This window comes from Corynebacterium gottingense (genome assembly GCF_003693265.1).
Lineage (GTDB): Bacteria > Actinomycetota > Actinomycetes > Mycobacteriales > Mycobacteriaceae > Corynebacterium > Corynebacterium gottingense.
The window spans coordinates 71135-90945 of the sequence record NZ_RDRE01000006.1 but is presented as its reverse complement, the minus strand read 5'-3'; the positions used below and the strand labels follow the sequence as shown (position 1 = coordinate 90945).

At 66.9% G+C, this 19811-nt stretch carries 18 protein-coding genes and 1 pseudogene; 6 read left to right on the top strand and 13 right to left on the bottom strand.

Annotation, left to right across the window (positions count from 1 at the left end; genetic code table 11):
* The first annotated feature begins 74 nt into the window (after positions 1-74).
* Positions 75-677: an META domain-containing protein gene (locus EAW56_RS05425; protein WP_122085523.1), complete on the top strand. Its 603-nt coding sequence runs from the start codon at positions 75-77 to the stop codon at positions 675-677.
* Here the strand turns inward: EAW56_RS05425 and EAW56_RS05420 are convergent, their stop codons facing one another.
* Both EAW56_RS05420 and EAW56_RS05415 read right to left on the bottom strand, forming a co-directional pair.
* A complete protein-coding gene (locus tag EAW56_RS05420) occupies positions 678-1151 on the bottom strand; it encodes a hypothetical protein (protein WP_122085521.1) in 474 nt (157 codons plus the stop codon). It lies immediately after the preceding gene.
* Positions 1152-1170: 19 nt separating this feature from the next.
* The gene (locus tag EAW56_RS05415) at positions 1171-1431 is read right to left on the bottom strand and encodes a helix-turn-helix transcriptional regulator (RefSeq protein ID WP_095278171.1); all 261 of its coding nucleotides are present in this window, start codon (positions 1429-1431) and stop codon (positions 1171-1173) included.
* Positions 1432-1591: 160 nt separating this feature from the next.
* On the opposite strand from EAW56_RS05415, the gene EAW56_RS05410 reads away from it, so the two are divergent.
* A complete protein-coding gene (locus EAW56_RS05410) occupies positions 1592-2206 on the top strand; it encodes an META domain-containing protein (RefSeq protein ID WP_095546931.1) in 615 nt (204 codons plus the stop codon).
* Between the two features lie 152 nt (positions 2207-2358).
* A pseudogene (locus EAW56_RS05405) lies at positions 2359-2673 on the top strand (carboxymuconolactone decarboxylase family protein); the annotation flags it as partial.
* A gap of 47 nt (positions 2674-2720) precedes the next feature.
* Here EAW56_RS05405 and glnA read toward each other — a convergent pair.
* Positions 2721-4157, bottom strand: a complete 1437-nt coding sequence (glnA, locus tag EAW56_RS05400; RefSeq protein WP_122085519.1) for a type I glutamate--ammonia ligase — start codon at positions 4155-4157, stop codon at positions 2721-2723.
* A 116-nt stretch (positions 4158-4273) separates the two neighbouring features.
* On the opposite strand from glnA, the gene EAW56_RS05395 reads away from it, so the two are divergent.
* Complete coding sequence (locus tag EAW56_RS05395) at positions 4274-4735, top strand: RDD family protein (RefSeq protein ID WP_095534918.1); 462 nt, start codon at positions 4274-4276, stop codon at positions 4733-4735.
* 30 nt (positions 4736-4765) lie between these two features.
* Here EAW56_RS05395 and EAW56_RS05390 read toward each other — a convergent pair whose 3' ends face one another.
* The 8 genes from EAW56_RS05390 to sucB all read right to left on the bottom strand — a co-directional run bounded on the left by EAW56_RS05390 (position 4766) and on the right by sucB (position 15477).
* A complete protein-coding gene (locus tag EAW56_RS05390; protein WP_122085518.1) occupies positions 4766-6070 on the bottom strand; it encodes a threonine/serine exporter family protein in 1305 nt (434 codons plus the stop codon).
* A gap of 28 nt (positions 6071-6098) precedes the next feature.
* Positions 6099-6887, bottom strand: a complete 789-nt coding sequence (locus tag EAW56_RS05385) for a DUF4191 domain-containing protein (RefSeq protein ID WP_122085516.1) — start codon at positions 6885-6887, stop codon at positions 6099-6101.
* Positions 6888-6961: 74 nt separating this feature from the next.
* Positions 6962-8005, bottom strand: a complete 1044-nt coding sequence (gene lipA / locus EAW56_RS05380) for a lipoyl synthase (protein WP_095278155.1) — start codon at positions 8003-8005, stop codon at positions 6962-6964.
* A gap of 34 nt (positions 8006-8039) precedes the next feature.
* Positions 8040-8828: a lipoyl(octanoyl) transferase LipB gene (gene lipB, locus EAW56_RS05375; RefSeq protein WP_095278153.1), complete on the bottom strand. Its 789-nt coding sequence runs from the start codon at positions 8826-8828 to the stop codon at positions 8040-8042.
* 37 nt (positions 8829-8865) lie between these two features.
* Complete coding sequence (gcvH, locus tag EAW56_RS05370; protein ID WP_122085514.1) at positions 8866-9258, bottom strand: glycine cleavage system protein GcvH; 393 nt, start codon at positions 9256-9258, stop codon at positions 8866-8868.
* Between the two features lies 1 nt (position 9259).
* Positions 9260-10348, bottom strand: a complete 1089-nt coding sequence (gene gcvT, locus EAW56_RS05365; RefSeq protein ID WP_095553895.1) for a glycine cleavage system aminomethyltransferase GcvT — start codon at positions 10346-10348, stop codon at positions 9260-9262.
* Positions 10349-10376: 28 nt separating this feature from the next.
* Positions 10377-13217 (bottom strand): aminomethyl-transferring glycine dehydrogenase, encoded by a 2841-nt coding sequence (gene gcvP / locus EAW56_RS05360; protein WP_122085512.1) that lies wholly within the window; start codon positions 13215-13217, stop codon positions 10377-10379.
* A 175-nt stretch (positions 13218-13392) separates the two neighbouring features.
* Positions 13393-15477: a 2-oxoglutarate dehydrogenase, E2 component, dihydrolipoamide succinyltransferase gene (gene sucB, locus EAW56_RS05355; RefSeq protein ID WP_122085510.1), complete on the bottom strand. Its 2085-nt coding sequence runs from the start codon at positions 15475-15477 to the stop codon at positions 13393-13395.
* Between the two features lie 161 nt (positions 15478-15638).
* Between sucB and EAW56_RS05350 the strand changes: the two genes are divergently transcribed.
* Positions 15639-16034, top strand: a complete 396-nt coding sequence (locus EAW56_RS05350; RefSeq protein ID WP_095278143.1) for an oxidoreductase — start codon at positions 15639-15641, stop codon at positions 16032-16034.
* A 39-nt stretch (positions 16035-16073) separates the two neighbouring features.
* Here the strand turns inward: EAW56_RS05350 and EAW56_RS05345 are convergent, their stop codons facing one another.
* Complete coding sequence (locus EAW56_RS05345; RefSeq protein ID WP_122085509.1) at positions 16074-17555, bottom strand: leucyl aminopeptidase; 1482 nt, start codon at positions 17553-17555, stop codon at positions 16074-16076.
* Between the two features lie 111 nt (positions 17556-17666).
* Between EAW56_RS05345 and EAW56_RS05340 the strand changes: the two genes are divergently transcribed.
* Positions 17667-18773 (top strand): branched-chain amino acid aminotransferase, encoded by a 1107-nt coding sequence (locus EAW56_RS05340; protein ID WP_095555418.1) that lies wholly within the window; start codon positions 17667-17669, stop codon positions 18771-18773.
* A 15-nt stretch (positions 18774-18788) separates the two neighbouring features.
* Here the strand turns inward: EAW56_RS05340 and EAW56_RS05335 are convergent, their stop codons facing one another.
* Positions 18789-19808, bottom strand: coding sequence for a nicotinate-nucleotide--dimethylbenzimidazole phosphoribosyltransferase (locus EAW56_RS05335; RefSeq protein ID WP_122085507.1), 1020 nt, complete (start codon positions 19806-19808; stop codon positions 18789-18791).
* Positions 19809-19811: the final 3 nt, after the last annotated feature.

The following is a 19811-nucleotide window of genomic DNA, read 5'->3' as shown; positions in this document are numbered from 1 at the left end:
CAGGACCGTAACGCTTTCATAAGACGTGTTCGTTTCAAGGGAGATCGCGCCGGGGCGCCGGTACGTTGGTCCGCATGGCTAACCAGATCGTACGGAAATTGACCACCAAGACGGCTGCCGCGGCGGCGATCGGCGCGCTGGCGCTCAGCGGCGCTGGTACGGCGGGGGCGCAGGACCTGTCGTCTGTGCCGAGCGTCGCAAGCCTGAACGTGACCGACTATGTCGATACCGACCGGCTTGGCGAGCTCAACGCCACCGTGCTTGGCGGCGCGAGCGGGAAGGCGGCGGAGCAGCGCGCGTCGCAGTCTTCCGTCGTGACCACCCTGCCCGCCGACGCGCAGCCGTTGCCCAAGTCGCAGGCGCAGCGCGCGGTGACCGGGCTGCTCGAGGCGAAGCAGAGCCAGGCGATGACTGTGGAGCTGCGCGCCGACGGCACGCTCACCTACAGCGACGGCTGCAACTCCGGCAACGGCCTGTACACCATCGACGACGTCGGCTCTCTGCACGTCAGCGGCCTTTCGGAGACCCGCGTCATGTGCGATTCCGCGACGATGAACAACGCCGCCGCGCTGAAGTCGGTGCTGCAGTCCGCCCCGGCCGTGTACCAGGTTAACGGTGGCGTCGCGCTCGGGAGCCAGGCGAAGGCGATCGAGTTCACCAAGGCCGCCGCGCAGTAGTTACTCGGCGGCGATGAGCGCGTCGCGGTTGATCTTGCCCGCCAGTGAGCGCGCCACCACGAACGGGATCCAGAGCATCTGGCAGAAGAGCAGTTTGGCAAAGAACAGCGCCACGTCCAGGCTTGACGGTTCGAATCCGAAGCGCGTCGCGAGCGCCAGGAATCCTGCCAGGACAAACATGGCGGTTGAGGAGAAGATGGACCAGCTTAGTCCCTCGTCGCGAGCCTCGATGTGCCGCTGGGTCTCGTACTCGTCGAGCTCGGCGCGCGGCATGTCGGCCCCGCCGATGGATTTGCGAAGCAGCAAGATTCCGACCGCGGCGAGCGCACCCCCACCGAGCCACAGCGCAGTGGACACAGTGGGGTTGAAAAATTGGAGGACCGCAGCGAGCAGCACGATCGCGATTCCGACGTCGGTGGCCAGAGTGAGCCGATTTCGCTTCACGACGATCGCGTGAACATCTTTCGGTGCCATGGGGAGTCCTTTCGGGGTTTTAGGGTGTGCGGTAGATCTCGGTTGACATTGGCGTGAACTCGGTACGGGAGAACACGGCTTCCACCGGCAGCCCGAAGACGTCGCAGATTTTGAATGCGAGGTCGAGGCTGGGGTAGTGGTCGCCGCGCTCGAGCGCTCCGATGGTTTGTGGATTGACTTCAACCGCTTCCGCGAGTTGCCCGCGCGACATGTCCCGTTCGGTGCGCAGCACGCGGATACGGTTAAAGATCGGATCCACAGGTCTTTTCTTTGGGGACATGACTCAGAGTGTTGCATAAACACAACGGGTTATCAACTGATTGCACCAACTTTCATGCGACTTTCAGCTTCGACCGCCGCGTTTAGGAGTGCCCTGGAGATACCGTTCTAGTTCTCTCAAGGTGGTTGATTTGGCGGTTTTGCTCGGTAGGTTGAGGGCCATGGTTTCCAAGATCATGAAGAAACTGTCCACCGCAACCATTGCCGTTGCCCTGATGGGTGGCGCCACCGGCACCGCCAACGCACAGGAGCTGCCGCAGGGGCTGTCGTCTGACCCCGCGATCGTCGAGAGTGCTGCGGGGCTCAGCTCCATCCTCATCGGCGGCGCACCGGCGCTGCCGGGCTCCAGCGCTCAGCTGCCGGCTGCTCCGGCCGAGCAGGGCGGCCTGATTACCGCCCTGCCCGAGCACGCGCAGCCGGCACCCGAGCATCTGCGCGGCCCCGCCGTCGAGCGCCCGCTGCAGGCGAAGGCCAACGAGAACGTGACCATCGAGTTCAGCCCGGACGGCACCCTGACCTACGGCGACGGGTGCAACTCCGGCAACGCCACCTACCACTTCGACGAGCAGGGCAAGCTGCACGTCGGCGACCTTGCCGAGACTCAGGCGCTGTGCGACCCGGCCGCTATGGCCGCCGCCGACGATCTGAAGACCATCCTGCAGGCGAACCCGGACGTCTACATCCTGGACCGCGACACCATCGCACTGGGCAGCCAGGGCCACGGGATCGAGTTCATCGAGGCGAAGGCCACGATCAGCGAACCGCAGGAAGGCTAAGAACGCGACCCACGAGAAACGATGCACTCGCGGCCCGGACTACTTTGGTCCGGGCCGCGTAGCATCGTTCTATGACTGCACACAAACCAATTTCGAAAGTCGCCTACGCGCCAATGCTCGGGCTGGAAACATAGGCCGAGCGCGTCGACAAGCGCTATTCGCACCTGGTGCAGCTGCGGGCTTCCGCGCTCAACCAATGCGTGTATTGCCTGGCCATGCACCGTCGTGATGCGAAGAAGGACGGCTGGAGCGAAGAAAAGATCAGCAGCACCGAGCGCTGGACCGACTACAAGGAGCAATTCTCCGACGAAGAGTGCGCAGCACTCGAGCTCACCGACGCCGTGACCCGAATCCACGGGGAGGAGTCCGTGCCGGACGAGCTCCGGAATCGGATCGGCATCACCACACGTCTTCACCCGCGCAGCATTTCCGGAGTTGGCGACTTCGACCTAGGCATCCGGGTATAAGTAAACCCCGAGGGAACACCCTCGGGGTTTTGACTGACGCGCGCGAGCTAGCAGTCGAAGTACATTTCGAACTCGAGCGGCGTCGGCCGCAGCTGGGCCGGCGCGATCTCGTCCTCGCGCTTGAGCGTGAGGTAGGTCTGGATCAGGTCGTCGGTGAAGACGTCGCCTTCGGTGAGGAAGTCGTGGTCCGCCTCGAGGGCGGCGAGCGAGGCCTCGAGCGAGGTCGGTGCCTGCGGGATCTCCTTCGCTTCCTCCGGCGGGAGCTCGTAGAGGTCCTTGTCCACCGGGGCGTGCGGCTCGATGCGGTTCTTGATGCCGTCGATACCCGCCATCATCATCGCGGCAAAGCCGAAGTAGGGGTTGCCAGACGGGTCCGGCGCGCGGAACTCAATGCGCTTGGCCTTCGGGTTGGTGCCGGTGATCGGGATGCGGATCGCGGCGGAGCGGTTGCGCTGCGAGTACACCAGGTTGATCGGCGCCTCGAAGCCCGGGACCAGGCGGTGGTAGGAGTTCAGCGTCGGGTTGGTAAACGCGAGCACGGCGCCAGCGTGCTCGAGGATGCCGCCGATGTACCAGCGTGCCAGGTCGGACAGGCCGCCGTAGCCCGACTCGTCGTAGAACAGCGGCTCGCCGTCCTTCCACAGAGACTGGTGGGCGTGCATGCCCGAGCCATTGTCGCCGGCCAGCGGCTTCGGCATGAACGTCGCCGCCTTGCCAAACTGGGTCGCCGTGTTCTTCACAATGTACTTGAAGTCCTGCAGGTCATCGGCCGCGTGCAACAGGGTGTTGAAGCGGTAGTTGATCTCCTGCTGGCCGCCGTTGCCCACCTCGCGGTGGAAGCGCTCGATGTGGAAGCCGGCCTGGTCGAGGTTGCGGACCATCGCGTCGCGCACGTCGACGGTCTTGTCGTACGGCGGGACCGGGAAGTAGCCGCCCTTGTAGCGGTTCTTGTAGCCCAGGTTCGGGTTGCCGTCGGCGTCGGATTCCTTGCCGCGGTTCCACCAGCCCTCTTCCGCGTCGATCTCGTAGAACGCGCGGTGGCCCTCGGCCTCGTAGCGGATGGAGTCGAAGAGGTAGAACTCGGCCTCGGCACCGAAGCTGCAGGTGTCCGCAATGCCTGTCGACGCCAAGTAGTCCTCCGCCTTGCGCGCCACGTTACGCGGGTCACGCGAGAAGGCCTCGTGGGTGAACGGGTCGTTGACAAAGAACTTCACGTTCAGCGTCTTCGCCTCGCGGAACTGGTCCAGCTTCGCGGTGGCCAGGTCCGGCATGAGCGTCATGTCGGACTCTTCAATGGTGGTGAAGCCGCGGATGGAGGAGCCGTCGAATGCGAGGCCCTCTTCAATGACATCCTCATCAAACATGGACGCCGGGATGGAGAAGTGGTGTTCGCGGCCGGGAACGTCGGTGAACCTGACGTCGACGAATTCGACTTCCTCGTCCTTAATGAATTTTGTTACGTCCTCGATATTTTCGAAAGACACGTGCTATCTCCTTACGGCGACAATGTGAACCACACAAAGTTTAGTCGAATGCCCCGCCGAGGTCGCGTACCCCGCCCATTTTCGTGGCTCGCGCGGCGCAGCTAGGCTTGGTCACCATGGCAGGATCGAAGAGTTGGCGCGAAGGCCCGGAAATGCCGAACCAGTTCGGCGGCACACCGGAGTACCCAGGGCAGACGTTGGGGCTGCCGGCGGAGGGGCCGGGCTCGCAGGCGTCGGTAATGCGGCGCGCGGGCGGAGTCCTCATCGACTGGGTCCTCGCGTGGGCGATCGCGACGCTGATTACCGCCACCACGGATGCGTTGGGAGACACCGCCACACTGACCTACCTCGTCTGGATCGTCCTGGGCATCCTCACCGGTTGGCTCATGGCCCGCACGCCGGGGATGGCCATGCTGGGCATGGGTGTCGCGCGGGTCGACGCCACCGAGCCCGTCGGCCTCTGGCGCGCCGCGCTGCGCACCGTCCTGACCGGGTTCGTGTTCCCGGCCGCGATCGTGGATGCGGACGGCCGCGGTATGCACGACCGGGCGACGAACACGACGGTGATCCGCGGCTGAGAAGGGGGAAGTGGGGGCGTCGATAAGCGACTAGCCCGGCGTGCCGCCGAGGTTTTCGCGGAAGTCGATGTGGTGCTGGAACGCCCAATTGCGGTCTGTGATGAGGCGGGCGACGGTAAGCCCGCCGGAGAGGAAGAGCACCGCGAGGACGACCTCGGTGGTGGCGCTGATGCCGCCGGTGACGTCGCCGCTGGTCAGCTCCTGCATCGCGGCGTAGATCGTGGTGCCGGGGATCATCACGACGGTCGCGGGGATGGTGACCGTGGAGCGCGGGACGTGGAAGTGCTGCCCGAGCCAGCGGCCGAGAATGCCGATGGTGAGCGTGCCGAGGAAGCACGCGAGGAAGTACCGCATGTCGGCGTGGAGGAGGACGAGTCGCAGGATGTTAGCGACCGTGCCGAGCGTCGCGGCGAGGAGCGCCATGCGCCGTGAGGCGTTGAAGAGGATGGCAAAGCCGCCGATACTGAAGAAGCTGGCGACGGCTGCGGCGAGGTAGAACCCGAGCTCCGGCTCCGCGGCGATGTGCGGCGGCGGGGGAGCGCTGGTGATCATGGCGATCACGGCGACGGTGAGCATCATGGCCACGATCACTTCGAGCGCGTAGAACAGCCGGGGGATGCCGGCGCTGAAGTCGAAGCGCGACAGGTCATTGAGCGCCACGAACAGCGGGAAGCCGGGGATGAGGTAGAGGATCGCGGCGACGAAGCCGGCGGAGAGCTGCGTGTCCGCGCCCGGCACGAGGAGCGACAACAGCAGGAAGAGGATGGTGGAGACGGCGCCGGCGATCATCACCACGCCGAGCTGGAGGAATCGCTTGTGCGCCAGGCGCTGGCGCACGAACTGGCCGACGCCCGCAGCGATCACCACCAGCACTGCGGTGAGCAGGGAGAAGCGGTTGAGGATCGCGAACCCGCCACACGCCAGGCCCGCGGCGAGCGACGCCACGAGGGGGCTCCAGCGAGGGGTGTGGATGTGCTCGATGTCGTCGAGAAGCGCGTTGACTTCCTCGGCGGTGGCGTAGTGGTGCAGCTCGTGGCGGCTAAAGTTTTCCAGCGCCTCAATGCGCGAGGCGTTCACGCCGGGCACCGGGAGCACGGCGGCGAGGGTGCGGAACCGCTCGCCGCGGTGGAACGTACAGGTGAGCGTGTCGAGCCCGACGATGACGTCCGCGTGGTCGAAGCCGAGCGCGCGGGCGCACCGCTTCACGGCGCGGATGACTCGGTAGGCGGGCGCGCCGGAGGTCAGCAGCATTGAGCCGAAGCGCAGCGCCGTGCTGGCCTCTACGCCCATGCCGAAGTGCTCGTCGCTGCCGTGGTGCGTGTGGTCGATTCGCATGATCGTATCCGGTAGCCGCCCGGTCGCTCTACTTACCCTTGCGCTGCTGCATGCGGCGCATGCGGCGGTTCATACCCGCCATGTTCTGTGCCTGACGAGGCATTGGGCCGCCCGGCATCCCGGCGACCTGGCCGGGGCCCTTGCGGTTATCCATCGCCTCAAGCTTGGCGTTGAGGGAGTAGACCTCGTCCTTCTTGTAGTTCTTCGGCAGCTTCAGCAGGTGCTTCTGCAGGTCACGGACGGGAACCTGGTCCTCGCCGTCGCCGGCGTAGACCTCGTGGATCGGCACGCCGGCCAGGAGGCGGTCGACGCGCTTGTGTTCCTTCGCCATCATCGGCTTGAGGCGGTTCCGGTTGCCCTCTCCAACCAGCACGACGCCGGGGTTGCCCACGACGCGGTGGATGGTGTCCATGTGGGTGTTGGCCTGGACGCCGTTCTTGGTCAGCCAGACGATGCCCATGGTGTTGCGCATGTTTTCCAGGGTCCAGCCCGCTGCGCCCGGGGTGTCGCCAACCTCGTCGTACATGGACTTCTCCAGGCGGCGGGAGAACAGCCACATCGCCAGCACAGCACCCAGCAGCAGGCCGATGACCAGCATGAACCACTGGCCGCTCCAGAGCAGGCCGATGAGGAAGAACAGCAGGCCCACGCCGAGCACCGAACCCAGCATGATGGGGATGAGCGCCTTGTCGCGCTCCTTTTGCATCTTGAACGCCTGCCACACCTGGCTGCGCGTCTGCTTGCTCTTCGCGCGCTTCGCGGCGCGCTCTTCCTTCTTCGCGGCCTTCGCTGCGGCCTTGTCATCCTGCTTCGCCATGTCGCCAATGTTAATGGCACGCCCCGGGCAAGCAAAAAGAAACGCCCGCCGGTGAGGCGGGCGTGAAGCAGCGCTTAGCGCGTGACCACGGGGTGGTCCTTCGACGGGCCGTACTTCTTCAGCAGGGTCGACGCCTCCTGCGTCGTTTCGCCCTGCGAGGTCTCCTTGAGGTGCTTGAGGTTCTCGGGCAGTTCGCGGCCGTGGTGCTCCATCGCCTGGACGTAGAGCTTGCCGGCGCGGTAGGAGGAACGCACGAGCGGGCCGGACATGACGGCGGCGAAGCCCATGTCGTAGGCGGCGTCGCGGTATTCGATGAACTCCTCCGGCTTCACCCAGCGGTCGATCGGGTGGTAGGTCGGGCCGGGGCGCAGGTACTGGGTGATCGTGATGATGTCGGTGCCGGCATCGTGCAGGTCCTGCAAGGCCTCGAGGATTTCCTCGCGGGTCTCGCCCATGCCGAGGATGAGGTTGGACTTGGTAATCAGCCCGAAGTCGCGCGCCTGACGGATCACGTCCAGCGAACGGTCGTAGCGGAACGCGGGGCGGATGCGCTTGAAGATGCGCGGCACGGTCTCCACGTTGTGCGCGAAAACCTCGGGGCGGGCCTCGAAGACCTCCTGGAGCAGGTCCGGCTTGCCGGAGAAGTCCGGGGTGAGGTTCTCCACACCGGTGTGTGGGTTGAGCTCGTGGATCTTGCGCACGACCTCGGCGTAGAGCCACGCGCCTTCGTCCTCAAGGTCGTCGCGGGTCACGCCGGTGATGGTGGAGTAGTTCAGGTTCATGCCGCGGACCTCTTCGGCTACGCGGCGCGGCTCGTCGCGGTCCAGCGGGTCGGGCTTGCCGGAGGCGATGTCGCAGAAATCGCAGCGGCGGGAGCAGCGGGAGCCGCCGATGAGGAAGGTCGCCTCGCGGGATTCCCAGCATTCGTGGATGTTGGGGCAGCCGGCTTCCTGGCACACGGTGTGCAGGCCTGCGCCCTTCACCTTTTGTTTCATGTCCTCGTACTCGGGCCCCGTTTTGACCTGGTTGCGGATCCACCGCGGTTTGGACTCGATGGGGGTTTGCGCGTTGCGCTTTTCGATTCGGAGGAGCTTTCTGCCATCTGGTGCTACAGTCACGTTTTCTACGTTAACTGACGTGTCAAGCGCTGCGTTACCGCGGTCGCTTCTTCAGCCCCTTCGTGGGATCCGGCGCCGAGGCGAAGGTGTGGTTAGCCACCGTGAGCTCGCCGGACAGCGCGCGGTCGAGGTGGTGGAGAAGCCTTGGGGCGATTGCCGACGCCCGCGTGTCCCTCCCCAACTCCAGACTCATGGTGGTCACGTCGGCGTCGTCAATGCCGCAGGCGACGATGTGCGCGTAGTGGGCGAGCGTGTTGTCACAATTGAGGCTCAGCCCGTGCATGGTGACGCCACGGGTGATGCGGATTCCCAGGGCCGCGATTTTGCGGTCGCGCGTCGGTGCCGACGGGTCGGCGGCGCGCGTGGTGTGGGGGACCCAGACGCCGGAGCGCCCGTCGATGCGGCCGGCGGTGGTCACGCCCGCCTCGCGGACCGTCTCAATGAGCGCCTCTTCCAGGCGGCGCACGTAATCCACCACGTCGACGGGCTCGGCGAGCTTGATGATGGGGTAGACCACGAGCTGGCCCTCGCCGTGCCACGTGATGCGCCCGCCGCGGTCCACGTTGACCACGGGGACGGGGTAGTCGGCGTCGGGCATGTCCTCGGGCTGCGTGCGCTTGCCCGCGGTGAACGTGGAGGGGTGCTCGAGTACGAGCACGGTGTCGCCGACCTCGCCCTTCGCGCGCTTTGTCGCGAGCTCTGCCTGCAGGTCCCATGCCTCCTGGTACGGCACGACGCCGAGCTCGCGCACCTCGAGCGGGGTGGCGGCGTCGGCGCGGATGGATTTGTCGGCGGGGAAAAATGGGTCACGCGGGGCAGTCATGCTTTCGCATTCTAGCCCCGCGTGAAGTGGTGGGTGTTTAGCCCTCGACGCCGTTCTCTGCGGCGTACTCGTCGGCGGTCATGAGCTCGCCGACGGACTCGACCTCGACCTCGAACAGCCAGCCTGCGCCGTACGGGTCATTGTTGATGGCCTCGTAGGCGCCGTCGATGTCCTCGTTGACGGCGGTCACGGTGCCGGTGACCGGTGAGAACAGGTCGGAGACGGACTTGGTGGACTCGACCTCGCCGCAGTGCTCGCCGGCGGTCACGGTGTCGCCCACCTGCGGCAGCTCGGCGAAGACGATCTCGCCCAGGCGATCAGCGGCCACGTTGGTAATGCCCACGCGCACGGTGGCGCCGACGGCGGTGTCCGGGGTGGCGTTGATCCACTCGTGGTCCTCGGAGTAGTAGAAGTCCTTCTGCAGTGCCATGTTAGGCGTCCTTTCGGGAGTAAAACGGGGTCTCTACGATAGTAAACGGATAGCGACGTCCACGGATGTCAATTTCCACAGCCGTGCCAACCTCCGCGTGCTCGGGCGCGATGTGCGCCAGAGCAACAGGGTAGCCCAGCGTCGGCGAAGGCTGGCCGGAGGTGACCACACCGATGCGTTCCTCCGCGCCCGGCAGGAACACCTCCGCGCCCTCGCGCGCGGCGCGGCGCTGCTCGGAGGTCAGACCGGCGATGACTACAGACGGCTCGCGGCCAGTCAGCGCGTCCTTGCCCACAAAGTCCGCTTCCTTCTTGGCAAAGGCGCGGCCCATCCCGGCCTCGACCGGGGTGATGTTGGTGGTGAGCTCGTGGCCGTAAAGCGGCATCGATGCTTCGAGGCGCAGCGAGTCGCGCGAGGCGAGCCCGCACGGGGTGCCGGAACCGATCACGGCGTCCCACACCGCCTGGGCGTCCGTGTTGGCGCAGAACAGCTCGAAGCCGTCCTCGCCGGTGTAGCCGGTGCGGGCGACGAACACCTCGACGGACCCGCCGCCTGCCGGGTGCAGGGTCATCCAGGCACCGGAGTAGTAGGCGAGTGTGTCGGCGTCGTCGCTGAGCAAAGGCTCGAGGACCTTGAGCGCATTCGGGCCCTGGACCGCGACGAGTGCCAAGGCCTCGGAGTCGTTGCGCAGCTCAACGTCGAAGTCGCCCTTGCGCGCTTCAAATGCGGCCCACACGGTGGCGGTATTGGCAGCGTTGGGCACGACCATGAAGTGGTCGTCGGCCATCTTGTAGGTGATCAGGTCGTCCAGGATGCCGCCGTCCTCGGCGACGATCATGGAGTACTTCGCCTTGCCCACCTTCAGGATGGACATGTTGGAAATCAGGGCGTAGTCCAAAAACGCGGCGGCGTCGGGGCCCTTGACGTCGATCTCGCCCATGTGGGAGAGGTCGAAGATGCCGACGGCGCTGCGCACCGCGCGGTGCTCGTCGAGCTCGTTGCCGTACTTCAGCGGCATGTTCCAGCCGCCGAAATCGGTAAACGTGGCGCCCAGCTTCTCGTGGGCTGCGTGCAGGGGAGAGGTAGCCATGAGGGTTCTCGCTTTCAGTGGGAGGGGACTATTCGCCGGTGTTGATGCCAAAGGCTTCCGGCGGCGGGCATGCACAGACGAGGTTGCGGTCGCCGTACGCCTCGTCGATGCGGCGCACCGGCGGGAAGTACTTCGCGTGCACGAGCCGGTCGACCGGGTAGGCCGCCTGCTCGCGGCTGAATTCGTACGGCCAGTCGGAGCGCACCACGGAGTGGGCGGTAAACGGCGCGTGGTGCAGCACGGAGGATTCGTAGGCGACGCGGCCGTCGATGATCTCCTGGATCTCGCCGTGGATGGAGCGCATCGCCTCGACGAAGCGGTCCAGCTCGGCCAGGTCCTCGGATTCGGTCGGCTCGACCATGAGGGTGCCAGCGACCGGGAAGGACAGCGTCGGCGCGTGGAAGCCGTAGTCCACCAGGCGTTTCGCCACGTCCGCTGCGGTCACTCCGGACTTGTCGGTCAGCTCGCGCAGGTCCAGGATGCACTCGTGGCCCACCATGCCGTTGTCGCCGGTGTAGAGCACCGGGAAGTACTCGTTGAGCTGGTGAGCGAGGTAGTTGGCGCCGAGCACGGCGTGCTGGGTGGCGGACTTCAGTCCGTCGGCGCCGCTCATGGCGATGTAGGCCCAGGAAATCTGCAGCACGCCCGCGGAGCCGTAGAGGCTCGCGGAGACGGGCACGCCGGCGTCGCCAGGCACGGGCGCCGAGGCCTGCTCAAGCGAGACGTTCGCGTCACCGGGCAGGAAGGGGATGAGGTGTTCGCCCACACCGATGGGGCCCACGCCCGGGCCGCCGCCACCGTGAGGGATGGTGAAGGTCTTGTGCAGGTTGAGGTGGCTGACGTCGCCGCCGAAGTCGCCGGGGCGCGCGATGCCGGTGAGCGCGTTCATGTTTGCGCCGTCGATGTAGACCTGGCCGCCGGCCGCGTGGACCTTGTCGGCCACGGTGCGCACGGTGTCCTCGTACACGCCGTGGGTCGACGGGTAGGTGAGCATGATGGCGGCGACGTGCTCGCCGTGCTTCTCCAGCTGCGCGTCGAGGTCGTTCAGGTCGATCGAGCCGTCGTCGGCGGTCTTGATCACCACGACTCGCAGGTTGGCCAGGCTTGCCGACGCCGCGTTCGTCCCGTGCGCCGACGCCGGGATCAAGCAGATGTCGCGCTCGGTGTCGCCGTTTGCCACGTGGTAGCGGCGGATCGCGAGCAGGCCGGCGAGCTCGCCGGTCGCGCCCGAGTTGGGCTGCAGGGACACCTCGGCGTAGCCGGTGATGCTGATGAGCCAGGTGCGCAGGTCGTCGATAAGCGTGGCCCAGCCCTTCGTGTATTCGGCCGGGGTGAAGGGGTGCACGTTGGCGAATTCTGGCCAGGTGATGGTCTCCAGGCCAGCGGTGGGGTTGAGCTTCATCGTGCAGGAGCCGAGCGGGATCATCGTGCGGTCCAGCGCGAGGTCCTTGTCGCCGAGGGTGCGGATGTAGCGCATCATTTGCGTCTCGGAGTGGATCGCGTTGAAGGTCTCGTGGGTGAGGAACTCGGTACGGCGTTCCAGCGCCTCGGGCAGGCGCGGTTCGGCGGACTCGGGCGCGGTGGCGCCGAACGCGTCGAGGAGTGCCGCAAGGTCGGCCTCGGAGGTGTCCTCGCCGAAGGACACGCCCACGGTGGTCGCGTCGATGGAGCGCACGAGGTAGCCGGCCTGGGCAAGCTTATCGACGACCCCCTGCGCGTCCGACACCTCAACCGCCACCGTGTCGAAGAAGTGCGCGTGCTTGACGCGCGCGCCGGCGACCTCCACACCTGCGGCGAAGCGCGCGGCGAAGTCGTGGACGGTGCGCGCGATCTCGGTCAGGCCGGCGGGGCCGTGATAGACCGCGTACATGGAGGCCGCCACAGCCAGCAGCGCCTGGGCGGTGCAAATGTTGGAGGTGGCGCGCTCGCGACGGATGTGCTGCTCGCGCGTCTGCAGTGCGAGGCGGTAGGCGGGAAAGCCCTCGGCGTCCTTGGACACGCCGACCAGGCGGCCCGGCAGCTGGCGCTTGAGCTTCTCCGGCACCGCCATGAAGGCAGCGTGCGGGCCGCCGTAGAACAGCGGGACGCCGAAGCGCTGGGAGGAGCCGATCGCGATGTCAGCACCAAGCTCACCCGGCGACTCCAGCACGGTCAGCGCGAGGATGTCGGCATCAACGGTGACGAGGCCGCCGCGTTCGTGGATCGCCTCGATAACCGGGCGCGGGTCCGCGATGTCGCCCTCGGTGCCCGGGTAGGCCAGCACGGCGCCGACGAGGTCCTCGCCAACCACGCCCTCGGAAAGGTCAGCGACCTCCACCTCGAGGTCGATGGCGCGGGCGCGCTCTGCCGCGACGGTAATGACTTGGGGGTGCAGGCGGGCGTCGAGAAGCACCCTGCGTCCCTTGCGCACCGCGCGCGACATGAGGCCGACGGCCTCGGCGGCGGCGGAGGCCTCGTCCAGCAGCGAAGCGTTGGCAATGTCCAGGCCGGTGAGGTCCTGCACCATGGTCTGGAAGTTGAGCAGCGCCTCCAGGCGTCCCTGGGAGATTTCCGGCTGGTACGGGGTGTAGGCGGTGTACCACCCGGCGTCCTCGATCACGCCGCGGCGGATCACCGGCGGGGTGAGCGTGGAGTTGTAGCCCTGGCCGTAGAAGGCCTTGAGCACGGTGTTCTGGCTTGCGATCTCGCGCAGGCGGTCCTGCGCCTCGTACTCCGTGAGCGCCTGCGGCAGCTGCAGCGGCCCGTCAGCGAGGATGCCCTTCGGCACCGCCGCACTGATCAGGGCGTCCAGCGACTCGTAACCCAGCGCGTCCAGCATTTTCCGCTGCTCGCTCTGGTCGGGGCCAATATGACGGGAGATGTAATCCAACAGGTGCTCCTTGGTCGAAAGTGGTGCCAAACACCGTCAGTATACGGTCTGGGCCTTAGGTGACTCGAACTGTGGGGGAGTCCCAGAACGCACACAGCGGCCCGGCCCCCGTTCGTGGGGGGCCGGGCCGCTGTGTGGCTGTGCCGTTGATCCAGCGCCGGATCAGTCGGCGAAATTACAGGGCGAGGTCTGCTTCGAAGTCGCCGACCTCGATGCGGTCCTTGATCGTGGTGATGAAGCGACCTGCGTCTGCGCCGTCGACCAGCTGGTGGTCGTAGCTGAACGGCAGGTAGCACATCTGGCGGATCGCGATGGAGTCGATGCCGTCCTCGGTGACGATGACCGGGCGCTTCTCAATCGTCGCCGTGCCCAGGATGCCCGCCTGCGGCGGGGTGAGGATCGGGGTGTCCAGCATGGCGCCCTCGGAGCCGATGTTGGTCACCGTGAAGGTAGCGCCGGTCAGGTCGTCCGGGCGCAGCTTCTTGTTGCGGGCGCGCTCGGCGAGGTCCTTGATGGCCTTGGCGATCTCGGCCAGGTCCATGTCCTGCGCCTTCTTGATCACCGGCACGAGCAGGCCCTGCGGGGTGTCCACAGCAATGCCGATGTTGACGTCGGAGTGGTAGGTGATCTCCTTGGTCTCCGCGTTGTAGGACGCGTTGACGTTCGGGTGGGAGACCAGCGCCTCGGCCGTCGCCTTGATGAAGAATGCAAGGTAGGTGATGTTCGTGCCGTGCTTCTCCACGAAGGCCGGCTTGACCTTCTTGCGCAGCTCTGCGACGCGGGTGACGTCGACCTCCTGCACGTGGGTGAGCTGGGCGGTGGTCTGCAGGGACTCGACCATCTTCGCAGCGGTGATCTCGCGGATGCGGTTGACCTTCTGCGTGGTGCCGATGAGCTTCTGCTTCTCCGGGTCCACGGACTTGGTGGACCAGTTTGCGCGAGCACCCTTGGCGGCCGGCTTCTCGGCCGCGCCCTTGTCAGTTGCGGAAGCGCCCTTGTCAGCTGCGGCCTCGCCGTTAGCAGCAGCCAGCACGTCCTGCTTGCGGATGCGGCCTCCAACGCCGGTGCCCTCAACGGTGCTGAGGTCAACGCCGTGCTTGTCGGCCAGCTTGCGCACCAGCGGGGTGACGTACGGGACGTCGCCACCGCGGTTTGCCAGCTTCTCGGAAGCGCCCGCCTTCGGGGCCTCCTTCTTGGGCGCCTCCTGCTTCGGGGCAGCCTTCGGAGCTTCCTCCTTCGGCTCCTCTGCCTTGGCCGGAGCCTCTTCCTCCTCCTCAGCCTCGTCGGCACCAGCGGCAGCGGCGTCTGCGTCGCCGACAACGGCGATGGCGCCGCCGACCTCGATGGTGTCGTCCTCTTCAGCCAGGATCTCCAGCAGGGTGCCGGCGACCGGGGACGGGATTTCGGTGTCGACCTTGTCGGTGGAGACCTCGAGCAGCGGCTCGTCGACCTCGACCTCGTCGCCGACCTCCTTGAGCCAGGTGGTGATGGTGCCCTCGGTGACGGACTCGCCGAGCTCCGGCATCTCAATCTTGGTGCCAGCGCCCGAGCCGGAGGACTTCTTCTCCTGCTTCGGAGCTTCCTGCTTCGGCTCCTCGGCCTTGGCCGGAGCCTCTTCCTCGGCCTCGGTCTCGTCGGCGGCGTCGTCCGCGCCAGCAGCAGCGGCGTCTGCGTCGCCGATGCGCGCGATGACCTCGCCGACCTCGACGGTGTCGTCCTCATCGGCCAGGACCTCAACCAGGGTGCCGGCGACCGGGGACGGAATTTCGGTGTCGACCTTGTCGGTGGAGACCTCGAGCAGCGGCTCGTCGACCTCGACCTCGTCGCCGACCTCCTTGAGCCAGGTGGTGATGGTGCCCTCGGTGACGGACTCGCCGAGCTCCGGCATCTCGACGTCGGTCGCGGAGCCGGATGCCTTCGGTGCGGACTTGGCTTCCTGCTTCTCAGCCGGCTTTTCCTCTGCGGCCTCGTCCTTCTCTTCAGCCTTGTCGGCGGAGTCGGCGGAGCCAGCGGCTTCCTCGCCCTCCTCGCCGATGATGGCGATGACCTCGCCGACCTCGACGGTGTCGTCTTCCTCAGCCTTGACCTCAATGAGGACGCCGGCGACTGGAGACGGAATTTCGGTGTCGACCTTATCGGTTGAGACCTCGAGCAGGGGTTCGTCTACCTCGACGGTATCGCCGACTTCCTTCAGCCACGTGGTGATCGTGCCTTCGGTGACAGACTCGCCCAGCTCGGGCATCTCTACGGAGTGCGCCATGTTTTCTCAGTCTCCTCGTAGTTCAAGGTTGTAACGGAAGCTATACAGAAAACAGGCTACCCGCATTCTCCCGTATTCGTCGCGTTTGGGGGCACCATCGGTGGGGGCCTCAGCCGGGCGGCATCGCCTCGCCCGCGCGCCGGTTCCGTAAGATAAGGCGCGTGTTTAACCTTTTCGGCAAACGGAAACAGTCCTCCAGCTTCAAACCCCCGCGCGCGCCAGGCGGAACGATTCGCCCGGACGACGCCGAGTACCTGAAGCAGTGGGTGCGTGGCCGCAAGTTTGTCGAGGGCTACATTGAGCCGGAGACCATGGTCAATGAGATGTCGGTCGTGCTCGTCGATGAGCTGGGCAACTACACCCGCCGCCGCATCGGCGGGCCGAAAGGCATCGACCAGGTGGCCAAGCTGCTGAGCATCTCGCTCTACGACGTCGAAGAGACCGGCTACCCCGACCGCATGCGCAAGAAGATGGAGCAGGAGCGCATTCTGCGCAAGCGCGAGGAGCAGCGGCAGCGCCGCGCCAAGTTCGAGCGCGGCGAGGACCCCTACAGTTAGGGGTTCATCGCTTATCGACGCCACCGCCCCCGGCCACGCCTACTCACCCGCAAGCTGCGTGAGCGTCTCCACAATGGTGCGAACCGGCGCGCCGGTTGCCCTCTTTGGGGTGTAGCCGAATGGCGAGTCGGTGTTGAAGGCCGGGCCCGCGACGTCGATATGCGCCCACTGCGTGCCGTTGTCTTCCCCGGAGAACTTGGAGAGGTACAGCCCGGCGAACAGCATGCCGCCGGTGCGCGCGTTGTGGGTGTTGCGGATGTCCGCGATCGGGGACTTCAGCTGCGCCTCCTGCTCCTCGAGCAGCGGCATGGACCAGGCCGGCTCGCCGACGGTGCGTCCGTTCTCCGCGATGCGGTCGCGCAGCTCCCCCGTACCCATCACGCCGGCGGTGCGGGTACCGAGCGCCACCATCTGCGCGCCGGTGAGCGTGGCGGTCTCGATGAGGTAGGTGGGCTTGTCCTCCGCTGCGCGCGCCATCGCGTCGGCGAGCACCAGGCGGCCCTCCGCGTCGGTGTTGAGGATCTCCGAGGTCAGCCCGCCGTAGTGGGTGATCACGTCGCCCGGGCGGGTCGCCGAGCCGGATGGCATGTTCTCGGCGAGGGGCAGCCAGGCGTCGATAGGCATGGCCAGCTCGAGGCGTGCCGCGGCGACGATGGAGGCCAGCTGGGCCGCGGAGCCGCCCATGTCGCTGATCATGTCCTCCATGTGCGCGCCCGGCTTCAGGGAGATACCGCCGGTATCAAAGGTGATGCCCTTGCCAACCAACGCGGCGCTCGCTGCCTCGCCGTCCTGCGCGGTTGACGGAGCCCAGGACAGGTGCACCAGGCGCGGCGGGCGGGCCGAGCCCTTGCCCACAGCGGTGATGCCGCCGAAGCCGTGGTCCTCCAGGTACTGCTCATCAAAGACCTCGACGCTCAGCCCGACCTGCTCGCCGACCTCGCGCATGATCTCGGCGTACGCCTCGGGGTAGAGGTAGTTCGCCGGCGTGTTGACCAAGTCGCGCGCCAGGTTGACGGATTCCGCGATGATGCGCGCGCGGTCAAACGCTGCTCGCTCCTCGTCGCCCGCGACAACTGTCACCGCGACCGGGGCGGGGGCGTCCTCCTCCGCGGACTTCAAGCCTTGGTAGGAGTAGGAGCCCAGCAGCAGGCCCTCCACGATCGGTCCCATGCCAAACTCCGTGCTCACCGCGACCTCCTCGAGGCCGGAGAGGCTGCGCGCCGCCGTGCCGACGCCGCGACGCACGGACTCCTCGTCAACCTCGTCGGCAGCGCCCAAGCCGTAAGCGATAAACAGGGTGCCGCCGACCACGACGCGGTGCAGCTCGCCGGCCGCGCCCTTCGCGCCCACCTTCGCCAGGGCGTCGAGGACGCCGTCCGCAGTCAGCGCGGTCACGGGCAGCTCGACGCCGTCCTGGCCCGCAGCGACCGGGATCAGGCGCGCGGCCTGCAACGGGGCGGAATCCGCCAACGTCAGCGCCGCGGTGGTGCCGCGGGCGGGGAGTGCGCAAGTGAAAGTCATGTTGGGTTACCTTTCGATCAGGGAATCGTCGATAAGCTCTGCTGAATAAATTCCAGCCCTATTCAGCGTACTCGGGCTCCGGCGGGGTACTGCCCGAGTAGGGTGGGGCGCATGACAACGCTAGACTTCTCCATTTCGCAACACCCGAACCCCGCAACCGACGCGGAGCGCGAAGCCATTTTGGCCGACCCGGCGTTTGGGCAAGAGTTCACCGACCACATGGTCTCCATCGAGTGGACCGAGGACAAGGGCTGGCACGACGCGCAGGTGCGCCCGTATGGGCCCATCTCCCTGGACCCCGCGACCAACGTCTTCCACTACGGGCAGGCCATTTTTGAGGGCCTGAAGGCGTACCGCCACGCCGACGGTTCCATCAGCACCTTCCGGCCGGAGCAGAACGCGAAGCGCATGCAGCACTCCGCCCACCGTCTGGCCATGCCGGAGCTGCCGGAGGAGTTGTTTATCGAGTCGCTGCGCCAGCTGGTGAGCATCGATAAGGCGTGGGTGCCCGAGGCGGGCGGCGAGGCCGCGCTGTACCTGCGTCCCTTCATGATCGGCACCGAGGAGACCCTGGGCGTCAAGCCCTCCCATTCGTACACGTTCTACGTCATTGCCTCGCCCGCGGGCGCGTACTTCTCCGGCGGCGTGAAGCCGGTCTCCGTGTGGGTGTCTAAGGAGTACGTCCGCGCCGCGCCGGGCGGCACCGGCGACGCGAAGTTCGCCGGCAACTACGCGGGCTCGCTGCTCGCGCAGGCGGAGGCCCAGGAGAAGGGCTGCGACCAGGTGGTCTGGCTCGACGCCATCGAGCGCAAGTACATCGAGGAGATGGGCGGCATGAACCTCATGTTCGTCGAGGGCTCCGGGGACGACGCCACACTGGTCACCCCGGCGCTGTCCGGTTCGCTGCTCGCCGGCATCACCCGCAAGTCGCTGCTCCAGGTCGCGGAAGACGCCGGCTTGGGCACTGAGGAGCGCAAGATCACCGTGGAACAGTGGCGCGAGGGAGTGGAAAACGGCACGATCACGGAGACGCTGGCGTGCGGCACCGCTGCGGTGCTCACCCCGGTGGGGCGCGTGCGTAGTGCGGACGGCGAGTTCACCATCAACAACAATGAGGCCGGTCCGATCACGATGTCGCTGCGCGAGCGCCTGCGGGGAATCCAGAACGGCAGCGTGGAGGACACCCACGGGTGGAACGTCACGCTGGTTGAGGCGTAGAGCGCCTCACCCGGCCTAGCGCGGCTCCGGCCGGCTCGTGGCACGCAGCTGCGTGAGCGCCTCGGCTGCCATCTCCGCGGCCATGTTGACCTGCGGCAGCGCGGCCAGCGCGCCCGCCGCCTGGCCCGTGGTCATGTCCAGGGCAAGCACCGGGGTCAGCTCGAGCGCCTGGAGGCAGCCGATGTGCGCCGGCTCTGGGCTTACCCCGCCGGCGATGCACCAGCGCTTCGTGCCGGGGGCGAGTCGCTCTGCTGTGTAGGCGGCGACGGAGGGGAGCGCGGCGTCGATAAGCACTGGCGTCCTGCGCGCCGCGGACTGGGCGACGAGGCCCACGAGGAAGGCCATGTCGGGGCCAGAGATCTCCGCGAGCACGCGCTCGACGTCGTCGGCGATGGTGCGGGCGCGGAACATTGCGTCGCGGATCGCGGCGACCTTGACCTTCCACACCTCGTCGTTGATCCCGGAGCCGCGGCCGATCGCCTTGACCGGCTCCGTGCGCGTGAGCGTGCCGTACACTGCGGCGGCGACCGTGGTATCGCCGACGCCCACGTTGCCGGGGATGATGAGGTCGGTGCCGGAATCCACTTCGTGGTCGGCCACCTCTATGCCCCGCGCGATGGCGGCGACGCACTGCTGCGTGGTCATCGCGGGCTCCACGTCGATCGCGCCGGTGACCTCGTCGAACTCGTCTACCACGCGCACCGACGCCCCCGCGGCGCGCGCCGCGATGTGCGCCGGACCCGCGCCGGCCTCAAGCTGTTCCAGCAGCGTCGCGCCTGCGTCCGGCTCCCACGCGGACACGCCGCGCTGGGCTACGCCGTGGCGAGCGGCAACGATGACCGCGCGCGGGTGGGCGAACGGCGCGGGCGTCGACGCCCCCTGCACCCCCGCGACCCACGCGCCGATGTCGGCCAACCGGCCCAGGTTCCGCCCCGGCACGGAGCGCGCGAGGAGGCGCGACACGTTCCGCGCGCGGCCGAGATCGGGGGATTGCACGGGCGCGAAGTCGACGCCGGCCAGATGGGGCTCGGTCATGGC

Bases quoted from the DNA above. Each gene is read 5' to 3' on its own strand.
- EAW56_RS05395 (WP_095534918.1), top strand. From the start codon at position 4,274: ATGGCAGGATCGAAGAGTTGGCGCGAAGGCCCGGAAATGCCGAACCAG.
- EAW56_RS05390 (WP_122085518.1), bottom strand. From the start codon at position 6,070: ATGCGAATCGACCACACGCACCACGGCAGCGACGAGCACTTCGGCATG.
- EAW56_RS05340 (WP_095555418.1), top strand. From the start codon at position 17,667: ATGACAACGCTAGACTTCTCCATTTCGCAACACCCGAACCCCGCAACC.
- EAW56_RS05420 (WP_122085521.1), bottom strand. From the start codon at position 1,151: ATGGCACCGAAAGATGTTCACGCGATCGTCGTGAAGCGAAATCGGCTC.
- EAW56_RS05410 (WP_095546931.1), top strand. From the start codon at position 1,592: ATGGTTTCCAAGATCATGAAGAAACTGTCCACCGCAACCATTGCCGTT.
- EAW56_RS05335 (WP_122085507.1), bottom strand. From the start codon at position 19,808: ATGACCGAGCCCCATCTGGCCGGCGTCGACTTCGCGCCCGTGCAATCC.
- lipB (WP_095278153.1), bottom strand. From the start codon at position 8,828: ATGACTGCCCCGCGTGACCCATTTTTCCCCGCCGACAAATCCATCCGC.
- gcvT (WP_095553895.1), bottom strand. From the start codon at position 10,348: ATGGCTACCTCTCCCCTGCACGCAGCCCACGAGAAGCTGGGCGCCACG.
- EAW56_RS05415 (WP_095278171.1), bottom strand. From the start codon at position 1,431: ATGTCCCCAAAGAAAAGACCTGTGGATCCGATCTTTAACCGTATCCGC.
- sucB (WP_122085510.1), bottom strand. From the start codon at position 15,477: ATGGCGCACTCCGTAGAGATGCCCGAGCTGGGCGAGTCTGTCACCGAA.
- EAW56_RS05345 (WP_122085509.1), bottom strand. From the start codon at position 17,555: ATGACTTTCACTTGCGCACTCCCCGCCCGCGGCACCACCGCGGCGCTG.
- EAW56_RS05385 (WP_122085516.1), bottom strand. From the start codon at position 6,887: ATGGCGAAGCAGGATGACAAGGCCGCAGCGAAGGCCGCGAAGAAGGAA.
- EAW56_RS05425 (WP_122085523.1), top strand. From the start codon at position 75: ATGGCTAACCAGATCGTACGGAAATTGACCACCAAGACGGCTGCCGCG.
- gcvH (WP_122085514.1), bottom strand. From the start codon at position 9,258: ATGGCACTGCAGAAGGACTTCTACTACTCCGAGGACCACGAGTGGATC.